Raw genomic sequence first — 8206 nt, 5'->3', positions numbered from 1 at the left:
CGCTACCGGCTCAGCACGCCCAAAGGGGGTCAGTTTTGGACGCCGATCGGGGGTCAATGTTCAAGGCTGTTTGACACTGTTCGACGCGGATCAGCATGCGGCTGCTGTCGATGTCGGTGACCTTAAGGTGGGCGATCTCGGAAATGCGCAGGCCGCAGCCGTAGGCGACGCTCAGGGCGGCGCGGCACTTCAGGCTTGGCGCATGCGCCAGAAGCAGCGCCACCTCGGCGGGGCTCAGCACGACCGGCAGCCGCTCGGGCGTCGGGATCCGCGCCATGCGGTCGCCGAACCCAGGACGGCTCAAGGTGACATTGAAAAAGAACCGCAGCGCCGTGCTCGCCTGGTTCATGCGCGAATAGCTCGCGCCGAGCGAGGCGAGGTGCAACTGGTAGCGCCGAAGGTCCTCGGGCTCGGCCTGGTCGGGCGAGCGGCCCAGACAGGCCGTGAACTCACGGACCTGACGGATGTAGTCGCGCTGGGTGTGGGTGCCGAACTGCCGGATCGTCATGTCTTCGATCATGCGGCGGCGCAGCGGGCTGACGGCTTCGGGGATCATCGGGGGGACTCCTGTCCGAGACGGGTGAACCCCACGATCTTCAGACAGGCCCAGAGAGGCCCAGAGAGGCCGTTACCTCGTTCTCACGACCTCGCCGGCCCTAGCGCGAGAGCGGTTTAGTTCTATGGCGCAAGCTGACCGTTCGAGGGGCGCCCCTCACCGCGTCATAGGACTGGCTTTGATTGGGATTCAATCGTCAACGACAAATCGAGAATGCAACCTCGCGTCTGTCGGTGGTTGCGAGCCCCCGCAACCAAAGATAGAAAAGCCCTTCGACGGAAAAACGTCGGAGGGCTTCTTCGTTCTGAGCGCGTGACGCTCCACCAAACCCGCCGCCTGCATCACGGTATCCGCCCGGCGACGACCGCCTTGCGAGCGGGTGAGGCTGCTGTGAAGCTGTGCTTGTAGGTCCACCTTATGAGCGCTTGTAGCTGCACAGCATGACCCAGATCACTCTGCAGACCGGCCCGGAACGTCGGCGTCATTGGAGCGCGGCGGCGCAGCGGGAGATCCTGTCGGCGGCGTTCATGCCCGGGGCGGTGGTGACGGAGGTGGGCCGTCGCTACGATGTGTCGACCAGCCTGATCTACAAATGGCGCCAGCAGGCCCAGGGGCGGTCCGATGTCGCTTTCGTGCCGGCGGTCCTCCTGCCGGAACCGATGGCCGCCCCAGCGTCTCCGACAAGCCCGGCGATTGTGGTCGAGCTTACCGGGGGGACCCGGCTGACGATCGATGCGCAAGCCTCGGCAGCATTGGTGGGGGCGGTGCTGAGGGCGTTGCGATGAGTCCTGTCGCCAGCAACGTCCGGATCTGGATCGCGAGCGGGCACACGGACATGCGCAAGGGGATGCAGGGCTTGGCCTTGCTGGTGCAGGAGGGCCTGAAGCGCGACCCTCCGCTTGCCACCCTAACCTGCTACGCAGGCCAGGGGCCCTGGCTCGCTTCGCCCTTCGCGGGCGACGTCTTTGTCTTTCGCGGCCGGGGCGGATCGTTGATCAAGGCGCTGTGGCGGAGTTGGCTTGAGGCTCCGGCCTGCGCAGCAGGTTGATTGAGCATCGAGATCTCCTGATGGCGAAGGGTCAGTGGAAGTAGCCGCGGCCGCGGATGTTGCCGTGGTGCAGGGGTTCGGGCTCGGGCTCGAGGAAGGCGCGATCGAGGCCGGTCTTGAGGATGGAGCGGATCGACCTGACGGATCGGGCATTGATCAGTTCGCCTCGCCGACACGCCGCCTCCAGGCGGGCTTGGCCATAGATCTTCTCCAGGGACAGGATGCCGAGGCAGGTGCGGAACCCTACGTGGACCATCCACCATGCCTTCGGCACGGTGGACCCTTGGTCCACTCCGCCCTGTTCGGGGTGAGGCCTGGCGATCATGATCGCCTGCGTCAGCGCCGCGGTGGCCGGACCGATCTTCTCGGCGAAGGCCGTGATCCGCGCCGGCGTCCAGGCGGCATGACGCTTGTGGGCGCTTGGCATATGATCCGCCACGGTGACGTGGCTGCGCCGCCCGATCGACTTGGCGTGGCTGGCAACCCGCTCGCCCTTGTGGAAGGCCTCGACGGTCCGCTCTGTGACGCGCACGTCGACGAGGTCACCGATCAGCCGGAACGGCACCGAGTACCAGCAGTTCTCGTCCTCGACATGGTAATCGGGTGCGACCCGGCAGCGCTTCCAGGCCGCGAAGGCGTAGGGCTCCGCCGGCAAGGGCTTCAGCGCCGGCGCATCCACGGCGGCGAACAGCTCGGCGCGGCTGGCGCCATAGCCGCGCATCATGCGGGCATTGAGATCGTTCGTCAGGGCGGTGATGGCCGCGTTGAGTTCGGCCAGGCTGAAGAACCGCATGTTGCGCAACCGCGCCGGCACCCAGCGCTCGACCAGAAGCACCGACTGTTCCACCTTGGCCTTGTCGCGGGGCTTGTAGGGCCGGGCCGGACACACCCTCGTCCCGTAATGGCGAGCCATCTCCTGGTAGGAGCGGTTGATCCCCGGATCGTAGCGGTCCGGATTTGTGACGACCGCCTTCAGGTAGTCGCAGACGATCATCGCCGTCACCCCGCCCAGGCAGGCGAACAGGCCGACATGGCAGCCGATCCAGTCGGCCAGCCCTTCGCTGGCCCGGGCTTCGGCATAGATGTAGTTGGAGGCGCCGAGCGCGGCGACGAACAGCTTCATCGGCTGCACCACTCCGGTGACCGGGTCGATGACGTCGATCGTGTCCCCGGCGAAGTCGACGAACACCTTTTCGCCGGCGGCATGGGTCTGGCGCATCGTCGGTGACGCCTGACCCTTCCAGGCCTCGAACCGCACACAGAACCAGGTGTAGCCGTAGCCGTCCGGATGCTCGGCCCGGTACTCCTGCCAGAGCAGCATCCGGGTCACGCCAGAGCGACGCAGCTCCCGGTCGACCGTGGGCCAGTCCGGTTCCGGCCGATCCTTCGCCAGGACGTCGGGCGCGGCCGGGAACAGCAGCCGCTCCAGCCCCGTATCGGTGAGGGCCGCGTCGATGGGCCAGCCGCTCCCGGCCGCCTGAGCGCGACGTAGGTAATCGCCGACGGCGCCTTTGCTCAGTCCCAGCGAGGCCGCGATCACGCGGCTGCTCAACCTATTCTCATACTTCAGACGCAGCAGATCGCGTATTCGGCGCATCGACAATCTCTCGGTCGGCATCAGGCCCCTCGTGTTCGAAACGAGCGGCTGAGTACCCGGTCAGATTGTCGGTCGAGGCTGCATCACCGCCCTAAAACGGGTGCCCGCGATGCCGTGAAATCACTGCCCATGATCCCGTGAAATCCGTGCCCATGATGCTCTGAAATACGCAGGCTCCGCCCCACATCGTATCGATTGTCTCGGGGATGACGGTGCCGTCGTGGTGCGCGGCCCGCGCGGTGATCCGACGCGCGAGGGCGCCAGCAGGCCGTGCTCGCGCATGACCCGCAGGACACGGTGCCGCGATGTGCGCAGGCCGGCAAAGCGCAGCCTCCCCTGCGGAGGTCCTTCCACCGAGCCTTCGGCTCGTCGGAGGTAGCGTCCGGTTCAGTGGTGGAGAATTTGGCTCTGGGGCGGCGGGCGGAGCTCCGCATATAGCGGAGCCCGCCGCCCCTTGGGTGGCTACCGTGCCTCTTGGTAGGATCGAGTTGCGACACGCGACACGAACCGAAAGAACACGATGACCGACGACACGATGCCATTTCTCGACGCCCTGCTGAAGCGTGGAGGCGGCGATTTCATGAAGGACCTGGCCGAAGAGGTGCTGCAGCGCCTGATGGCCTACGACATCGAGGGCCGCATCGGCGCGGCCCGCTACGAGCGCAACGACGAACGGACGACGCAGCGTAACGGCTACCGCGAGCGGGCCTTCGACACCCGGCTCGGGACGCTCGATCTCAAGATCCCGAAGCTACGCAAAGGGAGCTACTTTCCGGGCTTTCTTGAGCCGCGCCGCACCACCGAGCAGGCTTTGGTCGCGGTGATCCAGGAGGCCTGGATCCAAGGGGTCTCCACCCGCAAGGTCGACGATCTCGTCCAAGCAATGGGTCTGAGTGGCATCTCTAAGAGCCAGGTGTCCGAGCTGTGCAAGGGCATCGACGCACGCGTCGGGTCCTTCCTCGATCGGCCGATCGAGGGGGAATGGACCTATCTGTGGCTCGACGCGACCTACTTGAAGGTGCGCGAGGACGGCCGCATCGTGTCGATCGCCGCCCTAATCGCCCCTGGGGTCAACACCGACGGCCGGCGCGAGATCCTCGGCTTGGGCCTCGGCCCGTCGGAGGCCGCCGTCTTCTGGCTCGGCTTCCTGCGCGGCTTGGAAAAGCGTGGCCTCAAGGGCGTCAAGCTCGTCATATCGGATGCCCATGAAGGATTGAAAGCCGCCGTCGCGCAGGTCTTCAAGGCAAGCTGGCAAAGGTGTCGCGTCCACTTCATGCGCAACGCCTTGGCCTATGTGCCCAAAGCGCAGCATCAAATGGTGGCGGCCGCCATCAGGACGGTGTTCATGCAGGAGACGCAGGCCGCGGCCTCGAAGACGTGGCGCCAGGTCGCCGACAAGCTCCGGCCCCGAATTCCAAAGCTGGCCGCCCTGATGGATGACGCGGAAGCCGACGTCATCGCCTTCATGGCCTTCTCCAAAACCCATTGGCCGAAGCTCCACTCGACCAATCCCATCGAACGATTGAACAAGGAGGTGAAGCGACGCGCCGACGTGGTCGGCATCTTCCCGAACGAGGCTTCCATCCGCCGCCTCGTCGGAGCCGTGCTGCTGGAACAGAATGACGAGTGGCAGCTCCAGCACCGCTACATGACGCTCGAAACCATGACCACCCGCGGCGAAGATCAAACCGTCGCCATCACCCACATCGCCGCCTGACCCCAATCACGAGGCGCCGGTGAACACCCTGCTAAATTCCACCACCTTGACGGACGTGACCCTCGTCGGAACCTTGGACCTCCTCCGCCCAAACCTTGCGGTGACCCTCGCCATGAAAGGGGCTTGCTGACAGGACACCCCTGATCCGCTCCAGCAGACCCGTATCGGGCATGGGACCAACCGGGCCCGGGCGCCGCCGCGGCTCGGGACCCGCGGGATCACGATGGCGATAGACGCTCGCCCGAGCGGTTCCCCACACGCGGCAGACCAGGGCCATGCCATAGGGCTTGCCGCTAAGCAGAGATTCGTGACTTGGCCAACGGATGGCATTGTCGCTCTGCATTTCGCATTTCGACGGCCTTATGGATGACCTGTCGAGGTTATCGAGGTCTGTGAAGGTTTGATGTGCGAGATGACGGGCCTTGAGGTCGTTCCAGACAACTTCGATATCGTTGAGTTCGGGCGCGTATTTAGGCAGCCACTCGACGGTCAACCAATGGGCTCGCTCGGCAAGTGCCGCCGACGTTGCTTTGTTGACATGGATTGGACCGTTGTCGAGCACGATAACGACTGGTTTGGTGTCCACGCCCGGCTTCGAGCCGTAGAGGCGGTCGAGGGCTTGGAGGTGGGCGATGAAGTCGGCGCTCCGTTTCGTGCGGGACGTGGTGACGATGAGTTCACGCCGGGCCCAATCGAGCGACCCTCCGCTTGCTTCTCCACCAAGCTATGCTTGGCGGAGCCTCAAGCAAGCTCCGCCCATCATAGCAACTTTCTTGGCTTGGCCGGGAGCCGGCACGCGGAGGTCCGCGCCACGCTTGGCCCATACTCGGGCAAGATAGGGATGGGTCAGCGCTTCGCTCTCGTCGGCGAACAGCAGCACGATGTCGCCGGCCCTGGCTTGAGCCTTGCGCAGCTTGAGCCTCAAACCGACCCGCTCGATAGCGTTCGGGTCCTGCCGTCCCTTCAGCGTGTGGCGCGGCCGGCGCCAGCCAAAACCCCTTTTTTACGCAGCACCTTGGAAAGTTGCGACCGGGAGATTGTGACCGCTTCCTGCCTTGCAATCTCCTCGGCGAGGCGCGCCAGCGTCCAGTTCGTCCGGTCTGCCACTAGCGCAGAAAGAAGAGGCTCGGCCACTCTGAGCGCCGCGGCGGCCTTCACAGGCGTAGGACCTGGAGCGATGCTGGCTCTGAGAGAGCCAACCCCATCCGCCATGAAGTCGCTGCGCCATAGCCGCACCGTGTCCTCGCGGACCCCGAAAGCCTCGGCGATCCGTGCACTGGTCCAGCCCACGAGCGTCAAAAGAATGGCTCGGGCGCGGTCAGCTTCGGCGCGATCCACGCCGTTCGCGATGGCCTTGAGCGCCACCAATTGATCGTCCGTTGCTGTGACCAGAGACCTGCCAGCCATGCTTCGCCTCCGAACCATACTGAAAAAACGAAATCACAGTCCCCAACCGTTGGCCAGCCCGTTCCAACCTGCTTAGATGGCGAGGTCGCGGCCCTCATGGCCTCGACCTCCGCCGCGCCAAAGGGCGTCCATCCTCCAGGATCGCGATCTTGGCTTCGAGCAACTCGCGTTCGAGCAGCATCCCGCCGAGCTTCGCCTTCAGGCGCTCGCTCTCGAACTCTTCGCCATCCTTGGGGCGTGCCGACAGGCTGGCCTCGCCAACAGCCAGAAACGCATCGCGCCATTGCGAGAGGGTGGCGGCCGTGACGCCGAGCCCGCGCGACACAGCCTCAAGATCTTCCCTTCGCAACAACCGCAGCACCGCCGCCGTCTTGCGCTGACGCGACATCCGTCCACCGCGCCCGGGCGCCGCTGCGCCAGACTCTGGCGGTCGCTCCGCGGCACCCGCCCGCTCCGTCGTACCCAGTCGTTCGTTCATCATGCACCTCAATGGCGGAGATCCACCGCTTACGAGGTGATGCTCCTATGTTGGTCAAGCGGTGTTGGTGGCCGTCTTCGCCGGAAGCGGCGCGGCGCAAAGGTGACCGAAAATCTCACGGGCGACATAGCGTTTCAAACAGCGGATGATCTCGGGCTTGCTCTTCCCCTCGATTATCCGTCGTTTGACGTAGTCGAGGGTCGGCAGGTGTCCGCGCATGCGGGTGACAACGACGCGATAGAGGGCTGCGTTGGCTTGTCGGTTGCCCCCGCGGTTCAGCCGATGCCGGCTCGTCTTGCCGCTGGAGGCGGGGATCGGACAAGCGCCACACAGCTTGGCAAACGCGGCTACCGAGCGAATGCGTTCCGGATTGTCTCCGACAAGGAGGAGCATCTCCGCCGCCGTGCTGGTGCCGATTCCGGGCAGCTCGACCAAATCGGGCGCGGCCTGCCTTGTCAGCTGCTCCAGGTGAATATCGTAGGCCTTGATCTCTTCATCCAGGGCCAGCCAACGTCGGGCGAGTGCGCGTAGGCCGATCTTGGCCGAAGCCTTGGTCGAGGCAAGAGGGCCTGGTCGCAGCGCCGCGACGTACCGAAGCAAGGTCATCTTGCCGGACAGTGCGTCCAGCCGCTCGCGGAGCCCGAGCGGGGCGGTGACGATGAGGATTGAAGCGTGTACATTGCCTGGGTTCGAGCCTTGACCGCCGTGTCGCGAGCGACCTTGACGTGCCTGATCATCTCCGCCGTCCCCGAACCGGATATTCGGACAGCCTTCGGCTTGGCCGCTCAGAACGGCACGCGCCGCGGCTTCAGCGTCAAGGGGATCACTCTTGCCTTGCTGATATCGCAGCTGGCGATTGGGCCGGTTGACCTCGACGACGGCATGTCCCCGCTCGCAGAGAAAGCGGGACAGTGCTGCTCCATAGGAGCCGGTGCCCTCCACGCCAAACGCCCGGATCGGTCCCAAGGATCGCGCCCAGAGTTCAAGAGCGTGGTACCCCTTGCCGCCGACCGGGATCGTCATCGTATCCAGGCGAGCACCGAGCGTGGTGATCGCAACGGCGGCATGGATGTGTTTGTGGGTATCGATGCCGACAATGATCTCGGCGGGTAAGGTCTCGCTCATGGGGATGGGCTCCAAGCCGGTTGTGGAGACCCGCCGGTCCAACGGGCGGACAGGACCGTGACGGGATGAACGGCCTCAAGCTCCTATGAGGTCACATCCCGCTCGACCGGCAGGTGCTGCCTGGACGGCCGACAGATCACCTCGACGACACGGGGTCAGTCTCATTCGGGGTCAGACCATCCAGCCAGCGCCCACACTCTCAGAGTCTGTCCGAAGTCATATCTTTTTCTGGCAGAGCTTTCGCAGCATGAGTCGAATAGACGCCAGTTGTAAGAAGG

At 64.9% G+C, this 8206-nt stretch carries 7 protein-coding genes and 4 pseudogenes; 3 read left to right on the top strand and 8 right to left on the bottom strand.

Annotated features, from left to right (window positions below):
• Positions 1–10: 10 nt before the first annotated feature.
• Positions 11–556 carry a tyrosine-type recombinase/integrase gene (locus M8523_RS35280; RefSeq protein WP_282589475.1) on the bottom strand — a complete coding sequence of 182 codons (546 nt, stop codon included), beginning with the start codon at positions 554–556 and terminating at the stop codon, positions 11–13.
• A gap of 440 nt (positions 557–996) precedes the next feature.
• Here M8523_RS35280 and tnpA point away from each other — a divergent pair, with 440 nt between their 5' ends.
• Entirely contained in the window at positions 997–1341 is a 345-nt protein-coding gene (gene tnpA, locus M8523_RS35275; RefSeq protein WP_282589474.1) for an IS66-like element accessory protein TnpA, read from the top strand.
• Positions 1338–1604 carry an IS66 family insertion sequence element accessory protein TnpB gene (tnpB, locus tag M8523_RS35270; RefSeq protein WP_282589473.1) on the top strand — a complete coding sequence of 89 codons (267 nt, stop codon included), beginning with the start codon at positions 1338–1340 and terminating at the stop codon, positions 1602–1604. Before tnpA ends, tnpB begins: the two co-directional genes overlap by 4 nt.
• A 31-nt stretch (positions 1605–1635) precedes the next feature.
• Here tnpB and istA read toward each other — a convergent pair whose 3' ends face one another.
• On the bottom strand, positions 1636–3222 hold the full coding sequence (gene istA / locus M8523_RS35265) for an IS21 family transposase (RefSeq protein ID WP_282589472.1): 1587 nt from the start codon (positions 3220–3222) through the stop codon (positions 1636–1638).
• 106 nt (positions 3223–3328) lie between these two features.
• Positions 3329–3534: pseudogene (locus M8523_RS35260) on the bottom strand (hypothetical protein); the annotation flags it as partial.
• Positions 3535–3721: 187 nt separating this feature from the next.
• On the opposite strand from M8523_RS35260, the gene M8523_RS35255 reads away from it, so the two are divergent.
• Positions 3722–4918: an IS256 family transposase gene (locus tag M8523_RS35255; protein WP_282589471.1), complete on the top strand. Its 1197-nt coding sequence runs from the start codon at positions 3722–3724 to the stop codon at positions 4916–4918.
• A gap of 85 nt (positions 4919–5003) precedes the next feature.
• Here M8523_RS35255 and M8523_RS35250 read toward each other — a convergent pair.
• The 5 genes and pseudogenes from M8523_RS35250 to M8523_RS35230 form a co-directional block, all read right to left on the bottom strand.
• Positions 5004–5222, bottom strand: a pseudogene (locus tag M8523_RS35250) (IS3-like element ISMtsp5 family transposase); the annotation flags it as partial.
• Positions 5223–5306: 84 nt separating this feature from the next.
• A pseudogene (locus M8523_RS35245) lies at positions 5307–5603 on the bottom strand (transposase); the annotation flags it as partial.
• A 278-nt stretch (positions 5604–5881) separates the two neighbouring features.
• A complete protein-coding gene (locus M8523_RS35240; RefSeq protein WP_282589470.1) occupies positions 5882–6325 on the bottom strand; it encodes a helix-turn-helix domain-containing protein in 444 nt (147 codons plus the stop codon).
• 77 nt (positions 6326–6402) lie between these two features.
• Positions 6403–6791: pseudogene (locus tag M8523_RS35235) on the bottom strand (helix-turn-helix domain-containing protein); the annotation flags it as partial.
• 66 nt (positions 6792–6857) lie between these two features.
• Positions 6858–7928 (bottom strand): transposase, encoded by a 1071-nt coding sequence (locus M8523_RS35230; RefSeq protein WP_282589469.1) that lies wholly within the window; start codon positions 7926–7928, stop codon positions 6858–6860.
• Between the last annotated feature and the right edge of the window lie 278 nt (positions 7929–8206).

Source organism: Lichenifustis flavocetrariae (genome assembly GCF_026130545.1).
In the GTDB taxonomy this organism is placed as follows: Bacteria; Pseudomonadota; Alphaproteobacteria; order Rhizobiales; family Beijerinckiaceae; genus Lichenihabitans; species Lichenihabitans flavocetrariae.
Note: the sequence above shows the minus strand (reverse complement) of the source record. Positions and strands in the feature narration are given on the sequence as shown.

Excerpts from the sequence above, each read along its gene's own strand:
- M8523_RS35280 (WP_282589475.1), bottom strand. The coding sequence starts at position 556 with ATGATCCCCGAAGCCGTCAGCCCGCTGCGCCGCCGCATGATCGAAGAC.
- istA (WP_282589472.1), bottom strand. The coding sequence starts at position 3,222 with ATGCCGACCGAGAGATTGTCGATGCGCCGAATACGCGATCTGCTGCGT.
- M8523_RS35230 (WP_282589469.1), bottom strand. The coding sequence starts at position 7,928 with ATGAGCGAGACCTTACCCGCCGAGATCATTGTCGGCATCGATACCCAC.
- tnpB (WP_282589473.1), top strand. The coding sequence starts at position 1,338 with ATGAGTCCTGTCGCCAGCAACGTCCGGATCTGGATCGCGAGCGGGCAC.
- tnpA (WP_282589474.1), top strand. The coding sequence starts at position 997 with ATGACCCAGATCACTCTGCAGACCGGCCCGGAACGTCGGCGTCATTGG.
- M8523_RS35240 (WP_282589470.1), bottom strand. The coding sequence starts at position 6,325 with ATGGCTGGCAGGTCTCTGGTCACAGCAACGGACGATCAATTGGTGGCG.
- M8523_RS35255 (WP_282589471.1), top strand. The coding sequence starts at position 3,722 with ATGACCGACGACACGATGCCATTTCTCGACGCCCTGCTGAAGCGTGGA.